Consider the following 20,287-nt stretch of genomic DNA (forward strand, 5'->3'; position numbering starts at 1 on the left):
AGTTTGCGCCCGCCGCCGACGCACTCGCATGCGCCTCGCTCGCGCTCACGAGCTTCTTCGTGCCTAGATCCGAGCGCACGAGAACCTTGGCTTCTGGCGCAGGGTCCCTGACGGGCGCAGCGGCTTGCGGCTCGGGCCGCCGGGCCGTCGAACTCCCAGCGCGGGCGGCCCGCTTGCCTTTTCCTTTTTTTCTGGGCGCTGTGGTGCTTTCGGCCACTGTAATCTTGCCGGCAGTTTCGGCTGGTATCGCAGCACCAGCGTCGGCCGGCAGCGCAATGGCTGGCGGCTTCGGCTGCAGTTCCAGGAGATGGATGACCTCGTCCGCAGTGATCCAGGCGTCGTCCACGATCTGGCTCAACAGTTCCAATGGGAGACCGGCACCTGTTTGGTGATCCCTAAGCCTGGCAACCACGGAGTGCGAGGCCGACGCAAATTCCGAAAGCCGCTCCACAACTCCTTCCAGAACGGCGCAGTGCTCTGCGTCGAGCGGGCGCCCTTTGTTCTTCATTACAGCGTCGCCCGTCGAGAGGAATGCCGGAAAAACGTCGGTGATGAAGTTATCCAGCAGGCGCCCTTGCCCGTTCTCACCGACGAGGAGTTCCCTGATTGGTGCTTCGAGCATGATCGCCTGGGGGGCCATGTTGACCTGTGCGAGATTGATCCGCGATTGCAGCTGCCTTACCTTTGAATTGACAACCCCGCCGGAGTGCAGCCGCAGTGCGGCCTCTTCTTCCTGCCGCATCTCGGCTGTTGAGCTTGGTAAGTTGGCAGTCGCGGCGCAGACGGACCGCATGCATTCGTAGCGCTGTACTTTCTTGTCATAAAACTCCATGCGGGCCACGTGATACTTCGCTGCACTGGGAGCCGATCGGCTCAGCTGGTCGAGGGTGGCATTGGCTTTGACCAAGTTGTGGAGAATGCCGGCCACCCGCTTCCGGTCCTCTTCCTCCTTCTCGAAGATCGCCTCGGCCACCATGTTGCCACTTTCCGCCCGACGGACCATGTCGTCGCGGTACTGACGCACATCAGCGTCGGACAGAATGCTACGCGCCACATGGGGGGGCAGGCTCGCGTAGTAGTGCAGAACTTTTGCGCCGGCATTGACGAGCTGATCGAGCTCGTCTTGCGCCTCCTCCCACGATGCTCCGTTTGGCAGGCTCTCTTTCTCGAGAACCTCGATTTCCTGAACCAGCACGTGCATTTGTCCCTTTGCCGTGTTGATCTCTTCGCCTGACGAGGACATGGGGACTGCCACAGCCGAAGTTGGCGACTGGCTGGCCACCGGCGCCAGGGCTTCACCATCCGACATTGGGTGAACACCGCGCCGGCGCGGACTGGCTGCACGTGGCCCGGCGGCCGCACGTGGCGCAGCAGCCGGGATTCGATGTGAGGGGACGGAGGGGCCGGAGGATCTGCCGCCAAGCTCATCATGGGCACCGCGCCCAACGCCCGCCGAGGGTGAACCTTTACCTTGAGGCTCTGAGTGCATCCGCTCCAGGACGGAACCGAATGATTGGCTGCCTTCCCCGGAGGCAAGACTTGATTGCGAGCGCGAACTGCTCGATCCGGCTCCAGCATCCCCAATTCGCGGTTTTCCAGATCGGCCAATGCCCGTCATTTATTCATCTCCGATATAGGCGAGAACGCGCTGCCTATGGATTGGGGCTGATGTCACTCAGCCGTAGTGCATCAGGGCTTTGGCGGGGTAAGTGCAATCGCCTAGATGACAGGTGGCATGACCTCTGAGAACCAGCGGCATGATTTCGTCAATCGTCACGGCCAGCCCGGACCGACGACGTGACCCAGTACTGCTCAGCAGCAACCAAAATCGGTCGGGACTCGTACTCGATCGAATCACGCCGCACATGCTGTCCTCAGTTTATGTATCAGCACTCCTATGGGTTCAGGCTGGTCAGGCGCGGCAGGTCTAATAGACCGCTTGGCTGACGACTAACTGACGAGGAACTTCTCCCTGATACCCTGACCAACTCCGCCCGGGCGAACGCTGATGCACTTCCTGTAGCCGCGAACGGTGAAGCCGGCGAGGCGAGGCGACCGGCACTGGTCGGGTCCCAAGCGGAGGCAGTAGCCGCGAACTCCACGCGGCCTATCCGATAGGCGAGACGAAGCCCTGAACCGACAAAGTAGTCGTGGCAGGATCGCGCCGCGCGGCTGATGCGATTGCATCTTTCCCCGTGCTGCACTGGCCTGTGTCAGGCGGTCTAGGGTTCGCGCTTCGGTCCGAGCAAGAACACTGTCAGGGCGGCGAGGAACGTGGCTACTGCGCTGTAGGCAAACACACTGGCCACGCCGGCATTATTCACTAGCAGTCCGCCGAAGATCGCGCCGGCTGCGATGGCAATTTGGAACGTTGAGGTCATCAGCACACCGGCGCTTTCGGCCTGCTCGGGAACGGCGCGCAGCACCATCCAAGTCTGTACCCCCACCGGCACCGCACCGAAGCCAAAGCTCCATACAGCAACCGCAATGGCCGAGGCGGAGGCCGATGCCCCAGGCATCAGCAACGAGACAGCGGCTATCGCCATGAGCAGGGGCGGCAGCGCCGCGACTGCCTTGAGGCTGTGTTTCGCCAGGAATGCGCCGGCTAAATTGCCGAAGAAGCCGCATACGCCAGAAACGAGCAACAGCAGCGAGATCGTCTCGATATGGAGCGCGGAAATCTTCTCGAGGTAAACCCGGACATAGGTGAAGCTGGCGAAGTGCCCAGAAGCGACCAGCAGTACGACCAAAAGCGCGACCTTGATGGTTGGCTTCTTGATCACATTCAGCAGACCGCGGAATCCAGCCATTTCAACCGGCGGCAACGTCGGAATGGTTACGAGTTGCACCAGCAGTGTAACGGCATTGACGGCTGCGGCGATCACGAAGGTGGCTCGCCATCCCCAGATGTCGCCGACATAGGCGCCGATTGGAGGCGTGCAAACGATAGCGACCGAAACGCCGGTGAGGATGATTGACATGGCGCGCGGCAGGAGGTGATTTGGAACGAGCCGCATCGCCAGCGATGCCGAAATCGACCAGAAGCCTCCAAGCGCAATGCCGAGCACGACCCGTGCCGCCAGGAAAACCGGCAGCGACCACGCGAGCTCAGCCAGAAGGTTGGACAGGATCTGAAGCAGCATCATCGCCCACAGGACGATCCTACGGTCCAGGCGCTTTGTTATGAAGGCGACCGTCGGCGCAGAGATTGCCGCGGCAATCGCCGTCGCTGTCATCGTCTGTCCAGCCGCACCCTCTGTGACATGCAGATCATGCGCGAGCGGCGTCAGCACACTGGCAGGCAAAAGCTCTGCCGCCACCAGCCCGAAGGTGCCCAGGGCAAGCGATATGACCGCGCCCCATGCGGGACGAGACCGTTGATCCGGCTTTTCTGGGCCGTGCAGAAAAGTCTCCATGAAGCTTGTCGCGGAGTCGGTCATGAATAAGCTCGCCAGCTCGGGTGCACTGCAACATGGGTTGGCTGCATTGACCCGCATTCATGCCAGGAGCACGCCGTTGCCGGCTGCGTCGCACGAAGGGAATGTTCATCGCTGCCCGACATGTTGTGAAAGCACCGCGTGCAATATCAGTGCCGGTTTGTCCCAGCCGGACAAGGATGTGATCGTCGGAAGGCGTCGCATCAGGCATGTTCCATGACGACTTCGCGGGCCAGTCTCGAACCAGCCAGGCGCAACCAGCTACCAAGCACGGACATCTGATGTCCCGCAGCGGGGCACGCAGCCGGTCGCTTGCCGCCGCCTGTATGCAGCCAAAAGTCGGCTCTAGCTCGAAGGCCCAGCTTCCTCCCTAGCGGTCTCGAAGCTGACGCCTTGTGTCGGGCATTGTCGGGTCCGCTACAGGGCTTGTTCCGACAATCACTTGTTTGGCAGCAAACACTCGTTGGAGCTCAGGCTAAATCGCGGGACACAAACGAAAAAATCCCTGTTGGTTATGAGCCAGTCTACTTGGCACGAGTCTTGAGACCCTTTCGGTGTGAGGCTGCAAAAGCTGCCCATCGGCATTCATAATGCGGCCAGCCGCGACGGATGGAACGAAGGAAGGAAATCTATAATGTCAGGTCTGCGTCAGATCGCCTTTTACGGAAAGGGCGGCATCGGCAAGTCCACCACCTCCCAAAACACGCTCGCCGCCCTTGTCGACCTCGGACAGAGAATCCTCATCGTCGGCTGCGACCCCAAAGCCGACTCCACCCGCCTGATCCTGAACTCGAAGGCTCAGGATACAGTCCTGCATCTCGCGGCACAGGAAGGTTCGGTGGAAGATCTCGAGCTGCAGGACGTGCTCAAGATTGGCTACAGAGGCATCAAATGCGTGGAATCCGGCGGCCCGGAGCCGGGTGTTGGCTGCGCCGGCCGAGGCGTCATCACTTCAATCAACTTCCTCGAAGAGAACGGCGCCTACGACGATGTCGACTATGTCTCCTACGACGTGCTCGGGGACGTGGTTTGCGGCGGTTTCGCGATGCCGATTCGCGAGGGCAAGGCGCAGGAAATCTACATCGTTATGTCCGGGGAGATGATGGCGCTCTATGCCGCCAATAACATTGCCAAGGGCATCCTGAAATACGCCCATTCAGGGGGCGTGCGGCTCGGAGGGCTGATCTGCAACGAGCGTCAAACCGACCGTGAGCTCGACCTCGCTGAAGCACTGGCTTCCAGGCTCAATTCCAAGCTCATCCACTTCGTGCCGCGCGACAACATCGTCCAGCACGCCGAACTCAGGAAGATGTCAGTTATCCAGTATGCGCCGGATTCCAAGCAGGCCGGAGAGTACCGCGCGCTGGCCGAGAAGATCCATGCCAATTCTGGCCAGGGCACCATTCCGACGCCGATCACCATGGAGGAGCTCGAGGACATGCTGCTCGATTTCGGCATCATGAAGACCGACGAGCAGATGCTTGCCGAGCTTCAGGCCAAGGAAGCGGCGAAGGCGGCCGCCCAGTAACGACCGATATTGGGCGCCTCCTTGAGTTGGCGCGCGCCTTGCAAAGAACGGCGCCTCGTCGGTGAGGCGTCACCAGACACCTTGAAAGGGGTCCCATGAGCCTGGAATACGAGAATGATGGTGCTCTCCATGCAAAGCTTATTGAGGAGGTGCTATCGCAATATCCCGACAAAGCGGCGAAGCGCCGCAAAAAACACCTCAGCATCGCAAAGAGCGGGGTTGAGGCTGGGGGGGAAAGTGAGATCCTTTCCGAATGCGACGTCAAATCGAACATCAAGTCCATCCCCGGGGTGATGACCATCCGCGGCTGCGCCTATGCCGGCTCAAAGGGCGTGGTCTGGGGCCCAGTCAAGGATATGGTCCATATCTCGCACGGCCCCGTCGGTTGCGGCCAATATTCCTGGTCACAGCGCCGCAATTACTATGTGGGCACAACGGGCATCGACACGTTCGGGACAATGCAGTTCACCTCCGATTTCCAGGAGAAAGACATTGTCTTCGGCGGTGACAAGAAACTGGAACAGATCATCGACGAGATCGAGGTGCTGTTTCCGCTGAACAACGGCATCACCGTGCAATCCGAATGCCCGATCGGTCTCATTGGTGATGACACCGAGGCAGTTTCTCGCAAGAAGGCCAAGGAGTACAAAAAGACCATCGTGCCGGTGCGCTGCGAGGGGTTCCGCGGCGTCTCGCAATCACTCGGCCATCACATCGCCAATGACGCGATCCGCGACTGGGTCTTCGACAAGAAGGACGTTGAGTTTGAGGCCGGTGCTTACGACGTCAACGTGATCGGCGACTACAATATTGGCGGCGACGCCTGGGCCTCGCGCATCTTGCTTGAGGAGATAGGATTGCGCGTGGTCGGCAACTGGTCGGGCGACGCAACACTCGCCGAGATTGAACGCGCGCCAAAGGCCAAGCTCAATCTCATCCACTGCTACCGCTCGATGAACTACATCTGCCGGCATATGGAGGAAAAGTATGGCGTCGCCTGGATGGAGTACAATTTCTTCGGACCGTCCCAGATCGAGACCTCTCTGCGCAACATAGCCAAGCATTTCGGGCCGGAAATCGAGGAGAAAACCGAGAAGGTGATCGCCAAGTACAGGCCGCTTGTTGACGCCGTCATCTCCAAGTACCGGCCGCGTCTCGAAGGCAATACCGTCATGCTATACGTCGGTGGCCTGCGCCCCCGCCATGTCATCACAGCTTACGAGGACCTCGGCATGGTGATCGTCGGCACCGGCTACGAGTTCGGCCACAACGATGACTATCAGCGCACCAGTCACTACGTAAAGAACGGCACGCTGATCTATGACGACGTTACCGGCTACGAGTTGGAGAAGTTCATCGAGGGAGTTCGCCCCAACCTCGTGGGCTCCGGCATCAAGGAAAAATACCCGGTGCAGAAGATGGGCATTCCGTTCCGTCAGATGCACTCCTGGGACTATTCGGGACCTTATCACGGCTATGACGGCTTTGCCATTTTCGCACGTGACGTGGATCTTGCCATCAACAATCCGGTCTGGGATCTCTACCAGGCCCCTTGGAAAGAACGCCCGCCCAGTGGGCGGGCGATAGCTGCCGAATAGACACCCTATCCTGGCCTGGTCTCCCCAGAGAGACCATGAACCCCGCGAGCTTGTGAGCCTCGGGAAGCCCGAAACGTCTCGACGTACCTGAGCTGCCGTATGGCGCGGCCAGATGAAAAAGAGGTAACCCCAATGCCGCAGTCGGCCGAAAAGATTCTCGACCACGCTCCCCTGTTCCGCGAGCCGGAATACAGGCAAATGCTCGCCGAGAAGAAGCTGAATTTCGAATGTCCGCACCCGGATCAGATCGTTACCGATCAAGGCGAATTCACCAAGACCTGGGAATACCGCGAAAAGAACCTCGCCCGAGAAGCGCTTGTGATAAACCCCGCCAAGGCCTGCCAGCCGCTCGGCGCGGTGTTCGCGGCCGCGGGCTTCGAGCGGACCATGTCCTTCGTCCACGGCAGCCAGGGCTGCGTGGCCTATTACCGCTCGCACCTGTCGCGCCATTTCAAGGAACCTGCTTCGGCGGTTTCCTCCTCGATGACCGAGGACGCGGCAGTGTTCGGAGGCCTGAAGAACCTGGTGGACGGGCTCGCCAACACCTACCAGCTTTACGACCCCAAGATGATCGCAGTGTCGACGACTTGTATGGCGGAGGTCATTGGCGACGACCTGCACAGCTTCATCGAGAACGCCAAAGACGAAAAATCGGTCCCGCGCGACTTTGACGTGCCCTTTGCCCACACGCCCGCCTTCGTTGGTAGCCATGTCGACGGCTATGATGGCATGCTGAAGGGCATTCTGGAGCACTTCTGGAAAGGCCAGGAGCGCACGGAAGCCAAGGGAACCATCAACGTCATTCCGGGCTTCGACGGCTTCTGCGTTGGCAACAACCGGGAACTCAAGCGCCTGCTCGACGTGATGGGTGTGTCCTACACCTTCATCCAGGACGCGTCTGACCAGTTCGACACGCCATCGGACGGGGAATACCGCATGTATGACGGCGGCACGAAGATCGAAGAGGTGAAGCGGGCACTCGACGCCGAGGCGACGGTTTCACTGCAGTACTACAACACCCGAAAAACCCTCGACTACTGCGGGCAAGTCGGGCAGGCTACGGCTTCGTTCCATTATCCGCTCGGCGTCCAGGCGACTGACGAATTCCTGATGAAGATCTCGGCGCTTTCCGGGAAGGAAATCCCCGAGGCAATCCGGCTGGAGCGCGGCCGACTGATTGATGCCATGGCGGACAGCCAGTCCTGGCTGCACGGCAAGAAATACGCGATCTACGGCGACCCGGACTTCGTGTACGCCATGGCCCGCTTCGTCATGGAAACGGGCGGCGAGCCGACACATTGCCTCGCCACCAACGGCACCTCGGCGTGGGAAGCCGAGTTGAAGGAACTGCTTGCATCCTCGCCCTTCGGCAAGGACGCTCAGGTCTGGGCGGGCAAGGACCTTTGGGCTATGCGGTCGCTGCTCTTCACCGAGCCAGTGGACCTGCTGATCGGCAATTCCTATGGCAAGTATCTGGAGCGCGACACCGGCACCCCGCTGATCAGGCTGACGTTTCCGATCTTCGACCGGCACCACCACCATCGCTTTGCGCTCATGGGCTACCAGGGCGGATTACGCGTGCTGACGACGATCCTCGACAAGATCTTCGACAAGCTCGATCGCGAGACGAGCCAGACGGGCGTGACGGACTATTCCTATGACCTCACCCGCTAGAAGACACGGCCGGCTTTTCGCCCAGGCTGTTCATTGCCGAATGGACTTTGGAGACTGACGCAATGACCTCGCTCAGTGCCAAGATCCAGGACGTTTTCGACGAGCCTGCCTGCGACAAGAACCGTGGCAAGGATGCCAAGGCGCGCAAGGAGGGCTGCGCAAGGCCGCTGACGCCGGGAGCGGCAGCGGGCGGTTGCGCCTTTGACGGGGCCAAGATCGTCCTGCAGCCGATCACTGACGTTGCGCACCTGGTCCATGCGCCGCTCGCCTGCGAGGGCAATTCCTGGGACAACCGCGGTGCAGCTTCGTCTGGGCCAACCTTGTGGCGCACAAGCTTCACGACCGACCTTACCGAACTCGATGTGGTGATGGGGCAGGGCGAGCGGAAGCTCTTCAAGGCGATCCGCGAAATCAAGGAAGCGTATGCGCCGCCGGCAGTCTTTGTCTATTCGACCTGCGTGACGGCGCTCATCGGCGATGATATCGAGGCAGTCTGCAAACGCGCCGCCGAAAAATTCGGCTTGGCCGTGGTTCCGATCAATGCGCCGGGCTTGGCCGGCTCCAAGAACCTCGGCAACAAGCTCGCCGCCGAGGCGCTGCTCGATCATGTCATCGGCACGGTGGAACCCGACGACGCCGGGCCGTACGACATCAACATCCTTGGTGAATTCAACCTTTCCGGCGAATTCTGGCTGATAAAGCCGCTCCTTGATCGGCTCGGGATCCGGGTACGCGCCTGCATTCCGGGCGACGCGCGCTATACCGACGTTGCTTCCGCGCACCGCGCCCGGGCGGCTATGGTGGTGTGCTCGACGTCCCTCATCAATCTAGCCCGCAAGATGGACGAGCGCTGGGACATCCCTTTCTTCGAGGGCTCCTTCTACGGCATCTCCGACACGTCGCAAGCACTCCGCGACATTGCTAGGCTGCTGGTGAGGAAGGGCGCCGATCCGGAGATCCTAGGCCGCACAGAGACGCTGATCGCCGATCAGGAGGCGATTGCATGGAACAAACTCGAGGTCTACCGAGCCCGCCTTCAAGGCAAGCGCGTGCTGCTCAACACGGGTGGTGTCAAGTCCTGGTCGGTCGTCCACGCGCTGATGGAGATCGGGATGGAGATCGTCGGCACCTCGGTCAAGAAATCCACGGTCGAAGACAAGGAGCGCATCAAACAGATCCTCAAGGACGACAACCACTTGTTCGAGCAGATGGCAGCGCGCGACCTTTACGCCATGCTCTCAGAAGGCAAGGCCGATATCATGCTGTCGGGCGGGCGCACGCAATTCGTCGCGCTCAAGGCCAAGACGCCCTGGCTCGACATCAACCAGGAGCGCCAACACCCATACGCTGGTTATGACGGCATGGTGGAACTCGTACGCCAGATCGACCTCGCCATTCAAAACCCGATCTGGTCCCAGGTGCGGGAGCGGGCCCCGTGGGATTGCCAGCCTGGTGTGAAGGACGAACAGCCGAGCACGAAGAACGAGACCGCGACGGTGCACTCTGCCCAGGAATTCGCCGGCACGACGCCGACGATTTCGGCGAGCGTTGAGGAAATCCGATGAGCCGCGTCGTTTCCCAGACTAAATCAGCTTCGGTCAATCCGCTGAAATCGTCACAGCCGCTGGGTGCCGCCTTGGCCTTTCTCGGGATCGACGGCGCAGTGCCGCTGTTCCACGGCACTCAAGGCTGCACCAGCTTCGCGCTCGTGCTCTTCGTGCGGCATTTCAAGGAAACGATTCCCCTACAGACCACCGCGATGGATGAAGTGACAACCATCCTCGGCGGGTCAGACAATCTGGAAGAGGCGATCCTCAATCTCAAGACTCGCACGAAGCCAAAGCTGATCGGGGTCTGCACGACGGCCCTGGTGGAAACCCGTGGCGAAGATTCCGCAGGCGACATCGCCGACATCAGGCTGAAACGGGCGGAAGAACTCGCGGGTACGGAGATTGTGCTGGCCAACACGCCGGATTTCAGCGGCGCCCTCGAAGAGGGCTGGTCCAAGGCTGTCACCGCGATGATCGAAGGCATTACGCGGCCTGGCGAGCGGGCGCGCCAGTCAAAGAAGATCGCAATCCTGCCCGGCTGGAACCTCACTGTGGCTGACATCGAGCATTTGCGCGAGATGGTTGAAAGCTTTGGGCTGCACCCGGTGATTTTGCCGGACCTCTCAGGCTCGCTTGACGGTACTGTACCAGACCACTGGGTCCCGACCACCTATGGCGGTACGAGCGTCGAGGACATCCGCGAGCTCGGCGCGGCCGAGCACTGCATTGCCATCTGCGAGCATATGCGCCGGCCGGCCGAGGTGCTGCACAAGGTGACCGGCGTCCCTTACGTGCTGTTCGAGTCACTGACCGGATTGAAGGACGCCGATCAGTTTGTTTCCCTGCTGTCCAGGATTTCTGGCGAGCCTGTGCTGGCAGGCGTGTGCCGTCGGCGGGCGCAATTGCAGGATGCGTTGCTCGACGGACATTTCCATTTCGGAGGCAAGAAAATTGCGATCGCTGCTGAACCAGACCAACTCTACCAATACGCAACCTTCTTCGTGGACATGGGCTCCGAAATCACGGCGGCGGTCACGACGACCGATATGTCGGAAATTCTGGAAAAGGTACCGGCGGAGTCGATTCAGATCGGCGATCTCGGCGATTTGGAAACGCTTGCCGGCGGCGCTGATCTTCTGGTCACCCATTCCCATGGACGCCAGGCGTCGCATCGCCTTGGCATTCCGCTCATGCGCGTCGGCTTCCCCGTCTTCGACCGGCTCGGCAGCCAGCACAAGCTCTCAATCCTCTATCAAGGGACCCGTGATCTGGTTTTCGAGGTTGCCAACATGTTCCAAGCCGACCGGCATGCGCCGACGCCTGAGGAACTTGATCCATTCCGCAAGCGGGAAACGCCAGGTGGGCCCCGTTCGTCGCCTCTCGCTCGTCACTGACGAGGTTCAAGGTCCGATGCGTAAACGACAAGCAGGCGCTTTGCGCGTGGCAATCGCAACCCAAGACATGAAGGAGCTCAATGCACATTTCGGGTCGGCCAAGCGCTTTGTCATCTACGATGTGAGGCGCGAGGAGTGGAACCTCGTGGAAGCCTTGGCCTTCGACGACGTCTCCGACGAAAGGGGGAAACATCGGACCGAGGGGGATGACCGCATCGCACCGAAGGTGGAAGCGCTGAAGGGCTGCCACCTCCTGTTTTGTCTGGCGATCGGCGGACCTTCGGCAGCCAAGCTTGTTTCGGCAAAGATCCATCCGATCAAGGTGCGGCAGCCTCAGAGTATCCAGGAGGTGCTGTTGCGTACGCAGATGATGCTCAGGACGTGTCCTCCCCCATGGCTGCGCAAGGTGCTGGCTGAGGCAGGTGTCGCGGAAAAGAAGCCGTCCTTCGAGGAAGACGACTGAAATGAGGAGAAGGCGACATGTCCGACCCTGCCGTTAGCCCTGCTGTCGCCGAGGACGAGATCGCGCTTGCCAGCCCGTTTCTCAAATGCCTCGTGCGGCTAATCCGTGCTCAGGACTCCTACGGGGCTTGGGAAGGCAAAGCGGACACCGAGCTGCTGGCCGCCTTCATCATCACTAAGGAACAGCGCCGTGCAATCCCGATCATCGGCGATCCCGATCCGGACGTGCTGTGGAGGCTTGATATGTTTTACGCCGCCGTTGGGCTTGCGATCGAGGAGCGTTGCGGCCTGATGGCATCGCCGATGATGGAGCTGAGCCATGAAGGCTTTGGGCGCGTGCTTTTCACGGCCGGGCGGTTGGTCGCTCTCTCGAAGTCGCTGCGCGACGTCCACCGGTTCGGCTTCGAGACGTTCCGGAAGCTCGCCGAGGCCGGCACGAAACTGGTCGGCGACGCAATCGCAGCCATCGAAACCTATCCCGAGGTAGCGCGCGCGTGATGAGAGCAGGTGTCGAGCGAAGGGGTCATGACAAGTCTTGAGCAGCCGCGATGGCCAGCCTGCGCAGCCGACGCGGTCCGGGCCGATGGGGCTCTTGAGGTAGCGCCGATGAAGCCACTTGTCCTGATCTGTTCGCATGATACCGAGTTCTATCTGTTCCTGAGCCACATACTGGAGGTGGACGGCTTCGCCAGTGAGCCGGCAGGCGGCGCCAAGGAAGCGCTTGCATTGGCCGACGAACGGGAATTCAAGGCCGTGGTGCTGGACTGCGGGCCAGCGAGCATAACCGGGTCTGCAATCTGCGCCCGGCTCAAGCGGGAGCCCCGGACCGGCGGGCTGCCGATTATTGCCCTGATCGCGCCCGGCGCCGAGAACCAGCACCTCGATCTCCTGAAGGCTGGCATTGACGAGAGCTTTGTGCGGCCGATCGCCCCGGCCAAGCTGCTCGACTGTCTACGCGCGAGGCTGTCGCTGACCAAGCGGGGTGCGAATGGTCTTGAAAACGGCGGCTGGCTCTCTTGTGGCGGCCTCGAGATGAAGCTCGACGCCCACCGGGTTCGCGGCAATGGCCACGACATCCACCTCGGACCCATCGAGTTCAACGTGCTGCGGCTTATGATTGAAGCTCCCGGGAAGGTCTTCAGCCGGGACGAACTTATCGGCGCGGCCTGGCCGTCCAACATCCATGTCGGTCCACGCACCGTCGATGTCCATATCAGCCGGATCAGAAAAGCCCTGAAAACGGCTTCGCCCGGCAGCCTCATTCGCACCGTCAGGTCGGCCGGCTACTCGATCGAGAAGCCGGACGACTGAATCAAGTGCGGGTGTGGTGCCACTCCCTTCCCTCGCGCGGTGAGCCGGTCTTGCGGCCTGAAACGCCCCTAAACGAATACTCAGGAGAAGCAGGCAAATGGCTTTTAAAAGCGTACTCTGTGTGACCGGCGCTGACGATTCCGATCAGGACGTCAGAACTGCCGCCGGCTTGTGTGCCGAAGTCGGAGCGCACCTTTCCGTACTGGTTGTAACGCCTCCGATGCTCCTTATGTCGTATCCGTCGATCGGAGATGGTGTCCCCGAGTGGCCTGGAGGACGTGGACAGGCAATTGCCAGATTGAATGACCGGTTTCGGCAAATCGATCGATTTACACAGGACGTGGCAAGACTGGCAAAGCGCTCCAAAGATATCCAAAGACTATTAAGAGCGATGTGCCTTTCCTATGACGTTGACACCGATTATTGCGATCCGGCCAGCCTCGGTGAAGTAGCACGACAGCGCGTGCTCTGCGCAGACCTCACGATCATCGGACCGTGTCTCCTCAATGACGAGAATCTCGGACCTCTTGTTGTCAACGGCTGCTTGTTCGATACGGGAAGGCCGGTGCTCGTTGTGCCGAAGGGCGCTGAGGCGACCCTATGGCCAAAGCGCGTCCTGGTCGGTTGGGATTCGCGAGTCGAAGCGTCCCGTGCGGTTCGTGAAGCGCTGGGTGTCTTATGCGCTGCTGAGGAAGTTCGTGTTGCCCTGGTCGATCCGAAGGCGAACTATAACGGGAACGGCGCGGAGCCTGGAGCCAACATCGCTGCCTATCTCACTCGGCACGGTGCTCGGGTGTCGGTTGACCTACTGCCAAGTGCTGGCAAACCGGCGGCCACGGTGCTTGCGCAGCACGCAATCGACATTTCTGCCGACATGATAGTCATGGGCGCTTATGGCAACCGTCGGCTGCGTGAGCGGCTCTTTGGCGGCGCGACGAGATGGATCTTTGAGAAGCCGACATTGCCACTGTTTTTGGCGCGCTGACTCGTTCCGGAGTTGCACCCATGCCGTTCAAAGCTTTACTCCCCTGGGTGACCTGATGCCATCGGGAGAAACATCGCGACGGCGCGAAGCTCCTCGGAGCCAATCTGCACGCGACGCGGCCGGGAATATGCCCCCTTCTTCAGTTGCTGCTAGGGTTCTGCTCGCCGGAGATGATTCGGCGCGGAGACCAAGGGCCCGCAGGGACGCTGCTCGACGCAATCAAAGCACGGCTTCGTAGGTTGGCGTAAGTCGAGGAGGAGAGGCGTGTCAGCGCGGCAGCCCTAGGTTCGGAGCCGTTGCCGCCGGCCAGCACCCGCCGTGGCGGACCATGCCCTACCACTGTTCCACGGCTGGCCCAGTTGTCAGGGGCAATAGCGCCGCTGCGTGCTCCACATAGCTCAATGCGGGTGAGTTCGAGCAGCTGAAGGTGGACTCGACCCGTTTGAGGCGGCCGCGGGCATAGTTGGTTGTCGTCCGCGCCCACTTTCTGCGCGCGCACGGGAACTCGAACCATACCCGCACCTGCGTCCACAGAAAGCTGCTGGTAATTGGGCATGGATGGGTGCGGCGGTGCGGTGCTGTCGAGCCGCATAACTCTGCCGGTTGGACCCCAATCAATTAGGCTCAAGGTCGTGGCTGCAGATTTGAGCACTGACGGGAGATACCATGACGAATACTTCGCTGCAGTCCTTGCTGAGGGTTAGCCCGCGCTGCACCGCGGCCATGCGCGATCCTTTCCAGCCTGCCTTAGTCCAGATCCATGGCTGGCGAAGAGATGACCTTGGCGAAAATGGGGGCGAGGATATGTCGGCTCGCCCGCGAAAGGTGGATCGCGTCAAGGTAGAAGACGTCTTCACCTGATTTCAGGGGCACTTTTCATGCCCACACAGAGCTGGGAACTATGGGGACGAATTGTACGGTTCGTGGCAGCAGATCCGCGAGGATTTGATTGTTCTGCCAAGACCTCTCGGCCGGCATGGTGGAGCACGGCGCATCGCCATTCATGAAGTCCGCACGGATAAGGCAAGTCGGCACATCGGTGGGCGGTTCTGGGGCTGGTCCAACCACGGCGGTCTTGATGCCACGGGTCGCGAGTGGGGCCGCGGTCTCTTTAATGGCGGACGTGAAGTTCGCTTTGGAAGCCTCCTGCGAAGGCCAGCTTCCATCCTTCGAAAGGAAGCTGCCTCCACGCCCCGAGTAGGTGTTCCAGCGGCCTGCCAGGATCACGAGTGTGACGTTGCGATCGGCAAGCACCGATTGGAGCGCAGACGAATTGAAGGCCGGGCAATCCGCTGTGAATGGACTGGCGGGAAGCATCGTCATGTTGGGGAAAGGAGCGCATCCTGCTTTTGTGATCTGTCTGACGCGCACGCCTGTGGTCCGGGCGGCCTCGCTTAAAGAAGGGGCAAGATGGGCAGCCTGAGAATCGCCCCACAAAACGATCGTCGGAGCGATATTGCCGGAGCCGAGGAGGCATTCGCCCGTTTTGGGGATGAGCCCGCCACGCTCGAGACAGGGAGATGCTTCGAACTTGGCTGTTTCCGCTTTGAGCGCTTGAACAGACGGGCCGCCGTCAGGACCCCGGCTGGGGAAGCCGGAGCTGTTGATGATAGCCACGGAAGACAGCACGCGGCAGCCATAGTGCCGACGGCCGTTACCATTCACGTCCAGCCTGTGGCTCTACGGCGAAACGGGCGCTCGACAAAGCGCCATGAGAGGGCAGAAACGAGCAGAGCGGCCATTACGACGGCGACACGTTCAGAGACGAACAATTCGCGATTTCGATAGATGCCAGCAAAGACCAGCAACGGCCAGTGCCAGAGGTAGAGCGAGTAGGATGTGAGGCCGATGAAGGCGGCAGGCCCGATCGACAGCGCCCTTGCGACTGTTGTTTCGCGGTGAAAGCCGGCGGCGATGATGAGCGCTGCTCCAATGCAGGGAGCAAGCGCATAGAGGTCAGGAAATGGCGTATCTTCATCGATCAGGAAGAGTGAAGCGGTGATGAGCGCCAGACCTGAGGCAGCGAGGAATTCCGCAATCGTTTGGTTTGGCTTCATTGCCTTAGCCACACGCAGCGCGATCAGCCGGCCCGCGAGCAGTTCCCAAGCGCGCATCGGAAGCATGTAAAATACAAAGGGCGGGTCGCTCTGGAGCCAGTGCTGAGCGGCGTAGATGGACATGAGGAATAGCGCTGCGACGATGATTGACGCCCGCGGTCTCAGTCATCGCATCATGAGTATGACTGCCAAAGCCACAGCAAGTAAAACTGCTCCTCGACGGCCAGCGACCGTGGTGCAGGAGCGGGAGCGAGTTCGCGGCTTCAGTGAAATAGTTGGTGTTGCGGTAAAAAAAGAAGTTGCTGGCGGAAACCGCGGCGGCGATGGCGCTGTTGCCGAACCCAATGAACTCTCCCGGCGGCAGCACAAACCACGCCATCGCAAAAACAGGCGGCGAGCATCGCGAAGAGGGCGGGGAGAATCCGTCGAACGCGGCGGTGATAGAAGTCCAGCAGCGAGAATTCGCCTCTGTCTGTCCGCTCGATGATGTCGGACGTTATCAGGAAGCCGGAGATCACAAAGAAGACGTCGACCCCAACGAACCCGCCGCTGACTGCTGAAAAGCCAGCATGATATAGGACAACAGGAACAACGGCGACGGCCCGTAGACCGCTGATGTCCGCTCTGTACTTCATGCCGCTGATCGTCCTCAAAACGTCCCGAGCAGCGCTTTTTCATGTTCGTTACTATTCGTAAAATCGATCGTTTCGATGAAGCCCATCTACGATATGAATGCGGGCCATCAACTGCGATCAAGAACCGAACCGGACCCATTCCAATTCGCGCAACGATCTCGTCGAGACCCGCCGCAACGGTAGATGATCTACTATTCCTGTAAATTCGAGCCGGTCCGAACTTCTCAACGCTCTGGATGGGATTCTCGGCGAAGGTGATTAATCGCAGAAGGGATGCCGCCTGCGTCGCTCCGGCATTTAATCGGTCAGTGGATGTCGCCCAAAGCCTCCCCTTGCGATTGACCTGAGGGTGCCAAGCGGCTTTGGGCGTCGTGAGACGCGTGCAAGAACGGGGCCAGGCGAGCAGCGACGGCTGTCTTGACCGGGCACACCGTCGATCACGGTGAAACCGGAAAGCGGCTCAAAGCGATCGAGCAGCGATTGCGTTGAACGCACCAGCACGCGAAACGACGGCAAGGCGCGCCCGGCCCCAGGTCGGGACGGCTTCGTCGCCCAGCACCAGCTCGACCGAGCCCGACGCTTTTTAGCTGTGGCGTCCGGAATCCGGCAATTGCCCTCCGGTCATGCGATCGCGGATCTCTCGTATCTCTGCTTTTACAGCATTCTTCGAGCGCACGGCACTCCCCTTAGCACAGCTACCAACGGCGCGCGGGTCGGCTTCTTCGCGCGCCAGCATAAGCTTGCTTTGATCGAATGCCGACGGCGCGGCCATTAGGCAATCCGCTGCCGTTGCAAGGTTACCCCTTGGATTCGGCACCCGACAGGATTGCAAACCTGCTGCCCGTTGTTTTAATGGTAGTTAGCTTGTGGCCACGTTCGATGCAGCGGACCTTCCGAACATCAGCGGATGTCCCCCCATGGGCAGGCCAGCGGTTGCCCGACCTACGTGTAGTTTTTCGGGTGCGGAACTGCTCTTAGTCCACCGGCCCGAGAGGACGGCGACGTGCAGCGGGCGCCAGGTTTCCCTCAATGTCGGATACCCGACAGGATCACAAACCCGCTCCCCATTGCTTTCACGATAATTTGCTTCTGGCACGTTAGGTGCAGGAGTTCTTCCGAACACATCAATGGATGTCCTCCTATGATAAGGCTCACGGAAGAAGGCTTCGCCGCATGCGTGACCGCGTCTTCGCTGATCCCTATTCCGGTCAAAGGTCGGCGCACCATGTTGAAGGTGGGCGAATGCGCACGATCAAACACGCAATGGGGTTGGAGGGCATCTCGCTGACCGAGACGCGATCATCGAACCGGACGGAGATAAGTCGATCCCGCCCATGCCCACACGCCCTCGACATGAGTGTCGATCTCATCACTTGGCTGGGATCCATGCGCCTCCCAGGTCCAGAGTGCCCGCGCGGAGCGTCAGCCCAGTGCCGATGGGGCCGATATTCGCCCCGAACACGCGCAGTTGCGAAACCTGTAGGAGCAAGATAAGTGGAGCTCTCTTGCATTGGCGTAGGTGCCGGTCCGTCCAATCTTAGCCTCGCGTGTCAAATACACGAGGAAATCGGGCACGGGGCGCTGTTCCTGGATCGGCAAGTCGACTTCCACTGGCATCCAGGCAGCGCTTTCGATTCCACGGAGCTCCAGGTCAGCCACTTCAAGGACCTGATCACGCTGGTGAATCCGCGATCAGCCTACACTTTCGTAAACTACCTGCACGAGAACGGGCGTCTGTACCACTTCCTAAATGCACAGTTCGAGGCCGCGCTCAGAGCTGAGTTCGAGCAATACCTGAACTGGGCTTTCCACAGGAACCCCCTTGTCCGCGGCGGTGAGACGGTGCGCGAGATCCGCTTTGACGGAGAGTTTCGGGTGCGGACGGACAACGCGGTTCGCGGCGCCAGAAACGTCGTAGTCGGCATTGGCAGACAGCCGCAAATCCCATCTCAGTTTCAGGGCTGGACTGGACCCAACCTGTTCCACTCATCTGAGATACTGCACATCCATCCTGAGGTGCACAAAAAGCATGTCTGCGTGGTGGGCGGGGGACAGTCGGGAGCGGAGGTGCTGTTGCATCTTGTCGGCCGTCCGAATGAACAGTGGCCTGCTTCGATCACTTGGGTCTCGCAAAGCGAAAGCTACCTGGCCATCGACAACAGCCCGTTCACAAACGAGCTGTTCACGCCCTGCCTTTCGGATCGTTTCGTGGCGATGAGCGAGTCGCAGCGCAGACTGTTGCTTCGGCGCTTCATGCTTGCCTCGGAGGGCATTTCGGAAAACGCACTGCGCGCGGTGTATCAGGCGCTGTACCGCCATGCATTTCTCGAGCCAAACCGATGCGAGATCACACTGCAGCCGGGCTGCACCGTCTCGCACTGCATCAACGTGGGCGCGGGTCACAGGCTCACCCTGCAGCACGAGGTGGAGGAGGTCGAAGAAGTCACCGCCGACATCGTCATCCTTGCCACCGGTTACGAGAACGCGGTGCCCGGCTTCTTGGAACCGATCGCGCATCGGCTGGAAACGATCGACAACGAATTGGCAATTCGGGAAGACTTTTCTGTGTTCTGGGACGGACCGCGTGACAGGCGCATCTTCGTACACAATGCGAACGTCGGGCAGGGCGGGCTGGCTGATCCGAATCTAACTCTGCTGGCCTGGCGAGCGCGACGCATCTTTGATAGCCTTATGGAAAGCGCGCCGCGCGTCAATCCCGAGCCTCCTGACTTCATCTGCCCTACCTCCGTCGAGAGCTGTTCCGACGCCGTCGCAGAAGATGGGCAGCGGGATATGACCCGCAGACTCCTCCTCGGCGGCGGTATCTAAGGAATGATCTGGCCTTCGCTGCAGCGGCCGAAGCCTTCTCCCAAGTCATGGTGACTGAACCGGCGCACTGCATAATTCTGCGAGGGTGCATTCACCCTACGGCCGTAAAGATCGTGTTACGTCGCTCACTCCGAATTGCGCAGTGGGCGTGACGCCCATGGATGGGTCGGTGGAGTGAACGGCTCCCGCCCGTTGCGATGCGTGTCGGGGCTGCGTCGGGTGAGGCAAGTGATTGGGATTAGTTTAAGGAACCCCGGAACCCGGCTGGGGCGCTGACCGTCCCTGCGGGAGCAGAGGCGAATGCCTGTACTGTGTACTACCAGCAACCTTCCCGAGCTCGGTCATGAAAATATGGGACGTGCATGCGGCGTCCGACGCCTAGAAAAACAGCATACGCAGCACCCGCGGCAGCTCGAACTCGATGCCCCTGGCCCCTCATGGGCCGGGCTCTAGGAGAAGAGGTCAGCCATGAGCCGGCCGGCAGTCAGTCGCACGCGCGAGCCAGTCGTGGGGTACCAGTTGTTCGAGTGGGCGCCGGGTGCTGCTGCTCGACGAGCCGAGGCCAATCTACCGCCGGCAATACAGCGAACGCCTCCGCTGTCCAAAATCGACTGACGCATGAGTGATGCGTGTCCAAAAACTTACAGCCGGCAGAAAACATGTCGGGTTCGAAACAACCGGCCTCTTGGGCCTGTTGGACTTTTGAAGCGAATAAAGCATTTGCTGCGCGCCAGGCGCGCTGGCACGGCCTTTGCAAGTTGAGGTGCGGCGATGGTGACTGAGCTGACCCGCGTGAGAACACGCAACAGGAGTGATGGCCTCCGGTG

General features: G+C 60.4%; 16 protein-coding genes and 1 pseudogene. 11 read left to right on the forward strand and 6 right to left on the reverse strand.

Features of this window, described 5'->3' with window-relative positions; translation table 11 throughout:
* Nucleotides 1–1,309: pseudogene (locus NMG80_RS37800) on the reverse strand (hypothetical protein); the annotation flags it as partial.
* A 913-nt stretch (nt 1,310–2,222) separates the two neighbouring features.
* Nucleotides 2,223–3,440: an MFS transporter gene (locus tag NMG80_RS09485; RefSeq protein WP_008878166.1), complete on the reverse strand. Its 1,218-nt coding sequence runs from the start codon at nt 3,438–3,440 to the stop codon at nt 2,223–2,225.
* Between NMG80_RS09485 and NMG80_RS09490 the strand changes: the two genes are divergently transcribed.
* From NMG80_RS09490 to NMG80_RS09535, 10 genes are all read left to right on the forward strand, one after another.
* A complete protein-coding gene (locus NMG80_RS09490; RefSeq protein WP_143744573.1) occupies nt 3,439–3,657 on the forward strand; it encodes a hypothetical protein in 219 nt (72 codons plus the stop codon). The two genes, NMG80_RS09485 and NMG80_RS09490, sit on opposite strands and share 2 nt — an antisense overlap.
* A 414-nt stretch (nt 3,658–4,071) precedes the next feature.
* Nucleotides 4,072–4,965, forward strand: coding sequence for a nitrogenase iron protein (gene nifH / locus NMG80_RS09495; RefSeq protein ID WP_065010720.1), 894 nt, complete (start codon nt 4,072–4,074; stop codon nt 4,963–4,965).
* A gap of 95 nt (nt 4,966–5,060) precedes the next feature.
* A complete protein-coding gene (nifD, locus tag NMG80_RS09500; protein ID WP_077378947.1) occupies nt 5,061–6,563 on the forward strand; it encodes a nitrogenase molybdenum-iron protein alpha chain in 1,503 nt (500 codons plus the stop codon).
* Nucleotides 6,564–6,695: 132 nt separating this feature from the next.
* Nucleotides 6,696–8,237: a nitrogenase molybdenum-iron protein subunit beta gene (gene nifK / locus NMG80_RS09505; RefSeq protein WP_077378950.1), complete on the forward strand. Its 1,542-nt coding sequence runs from the start codon at nt 6,696–6,698 to the stop codon at nt 8,235–8,237.
* A gap of 62 nt (nt 8,238–8,299) precedes the next feature.
* Nucleotides 8,300–9,802 carry a nitrogenase iron-molybdenum cofactor biosynthesis protein NifE gene (nifE, locus tag NMG80_RS09510; RefSeq protein WP_254017845.1) on the forward strand — a complete coding sequence of 501 codons (1,503 nt, stop codon included), beginning with the start codon at nt 8,300–8,302 and terminating at the stop codon, nt 9,800–9,802.
* A complete protein-coding gene (nifN, locus tag NMG80_RS09515; RefSeq protein ID WP_254017846.1) occupies nt 9,799–11,181 on the forward strand; it encodes a nitrogenase iron-molybdenum cofactor biosynthesis protein NifN in 1,383 nt (460 codons plus the stop codon). Before nifE ends, nifN begins: the two co-directional genes overlap by 4 nt.
* The gene (gene nifX, locus NMG80_RS09520; RefSeq protein ID WP_254017847.1) at nt 11,147–11,644 is read left to right on the forward strand and encodes a nitrogen fixation protein NifX; all 498 of its coding nucleotides are present in this window, start codon (nt 11,147–11,149) and stop codon (nt 11,642–11,644) included. The genes nifN and nifX overlap by 35 nt, the downstream gene beginning before the upstream one ends.
* A gap of 17 nt (nt 11,645–11,661) precedes the next feature.
* Nucleotides 11,662–12,141 (forward strand): NifX-associated nitrogen fixation protein, encoded by a 480-nt coding sequence (locus tag NMG80_RS09525; RefSeq protein ID WP_254017848.1) that lies wholly within the window; start codon nt 11,662–11,664, stop codon nt 12,139–12,141.
* A gap of 108 nt (nt 12,142–12,249) precedes the next feature.
* Nucleotides 12,250–12,954: a response regulator transcription factor gene (locus NMG80_RS09530; RefSeq protein WP_254017849.1), complete on the forward strand. Its 705-nt coding sequence runs from the start codon at nt 12,250–12,252 to the stop codon at nt 12,952–12,954.
* Nucleotides 12,955–13,051: 97 nt separating this feature from the next.
* Entirely contained in the window at nt 13,052–13,939 is an 888-nt protein-coding gene (locus NMG80_RS09535; protein WP_254017850.1) for a universal stress protein, read from the forward strand.
* 876 nt (nt 13,940–14,815) lie between these two features.
* On the opposite strand, the gene NMG80_RS09540 is transcribed toward NMG80_RS09535, so the two are convergent.
* The 4 genes from NMG80_RS09540 to NMG80_RS09555 form a co-directional block, all read right to left on the reverse strand.
* Complete coding sequence (locus NMG80_RS09540; RefSeq protein WP_254017851.1) at nt 14,816–15,556, reverse strand: SGNH hydrolase domain-containing protein; 741 nt, start codon at nt 15,554–15,556, stop codon at nt 14,816–14,818.
* Nucleotides 15,557–15,600: 44 nt separating this feature from the next.
* Nucleotides 15,601–16,119, reverse strand: a complete 519-nt coding sequence (locus tag NMG80_RS09545; RefSeq protein ID WP_254017852.1) for an acyltransferase family protein — start codon at nt 16,117–16,119, stop codon at nt 15,601–15,603.
* Between the two features lie 140 nt (nt 16,120–16,259).
* Complete coding sequence (locus NMG80_RS09550; RefSeq protein WP_254017853.1) at nt 16,260–16,631, reverse strand: acyltransferase family protein; 372 nt, start codon at nt 16,629–16,631, stop codon at nt 16,260–16,262.
* Nucleotides 16,632–17,214: 583 nt separating this feature from the next.
* The gene (locus NMG80_RS09555) at nt 17,215–17,403 is read right to left on the reverse strand and encodes a hypothetical protein (protein WP_254017854.1); all 189 of its coding nucleotides are present in this window, start codon (nt 17,401–17,403) and stop codon (nt 17,215–17,217) included.
* A gap of 722 nt (nt 17,404–18,125) precedes the next feature.
* Here NMG80_RS09555 and NMG80_RS09560 point away from each other — a divergent pair.
* On the forward strand, nt 18,126–19,460 hold the full coding sequence (locus NMG80_RS09560) for a lysine N(6)-hydroxylase/L-ornithine N(5)-oxygenase family protein (RefSeq protein WP_254017855.1): 1,335 nt from the start codon (nt 18,126–18,128) through the stop codon (nt 19,458–19,460).
* Nucleotides 19,461–20,287: the final 827 nt, after the last annotated feature.

It is taken from the genome of Mesorhizobium escarrei, assembly GCF_935825525.1.
GTDB lineage: Bacteria > Pseudomonadota > Alphaproteobacteria > Rhizobiales > Rhizobiaceae > Mesorhizobium > Mesorhizobium escarrei.

Bases quoted from the DNA above. Each gene is read 5' to 3' on its own strand.
- NMG80_RS09545 (WP_254017852.1), bottom strand. From the start codon at position 16,119: ATGTCCATCTACGCCGCTCAGCACTGGCTCCAGAGCGACCCGCCCTTT.
- NMG80_RS09555 (WP_254017854.1), bottom strand. From the start codon at position 17,403: ATGGCCGCGCCGTCGGCATTCGATCAAAGCAAGCTTATGCTGGCGCGC.
- NMG80_RS09485 (WP_008878166.1), bottom strand. From the start codon at position 3,440: ATGACCGACTCCGCGACAAGCTTCATGGAGACTTTTCTGCACGGCCCA.
- NMG80_RS09490 (WP_143744573.1), top strand. From the start codon at position 3,439: ATGAATAAGCTCGCCAGCTCGGGTGCACTGCAACATGGGTTGGCTGCA.
- nifH (WP_065010720.1), top strand. From the start codon at position 4,072: ATGTCAGGTCTGCGTCAGATCGCCTTTTACGGAAAGGGCGGCATCGGC.
- NMG80_RS09525 (WP_254017848.1), top strand. From the start codon at position 11,662: ATGTCCGACCCTGCCGTTAGCCCTGCTGTCGCCGAGGACGAGATCGCG.
- NMG80_RS09530 (WP_254017849.1), top strand. From the start codon at position 12,250: ATGAAGCCACTTGTCCTGATCTGTTCGCATGATACCGAGTTCTATCTG.
- nifN (WP_254017846.1), top strand. From the start codon at position 9,799: ATGAGCCGCGTCGTTTCCCAGACTAAATCAGCTTCGGTCAATCCGCTG.
- nifD (WP_077378947.1), top strand. From the start codon at position 5,061: ATGAGCCTGGAATACGAGAATGATGGTGCTCTCCATGCAAAGCTTATT.
- nifK (WP_077378950.1), top strand. From the start codon at position 6,696: ATGCCGCAGTCGGCCGAAAAGATTCTCGACCACGCTCCCCTGTTCCGC.
- NMG80_RS09535 (WP_254017850.1), top strand. From the start codon at position 13,052: ATGGCTTTTAAAAGCGTACTCTGTGTGACCGGCGCTGACGATTCCGAT.
- nifE (WP_254017845.1), top strand. From the start codon at position 8,300: ATGACCTCGCTCAGTGCCAAGATCCAGGACGTTTTCGACGAGCCTGCC.
- NMG80_RS09550 (WP_254017853.1), bottom strand. From the start codon at position 16,631: ATGAAGTACAGAGCGGACATCAGCGGTCTACGGGCCGTCGCCGTTGTT.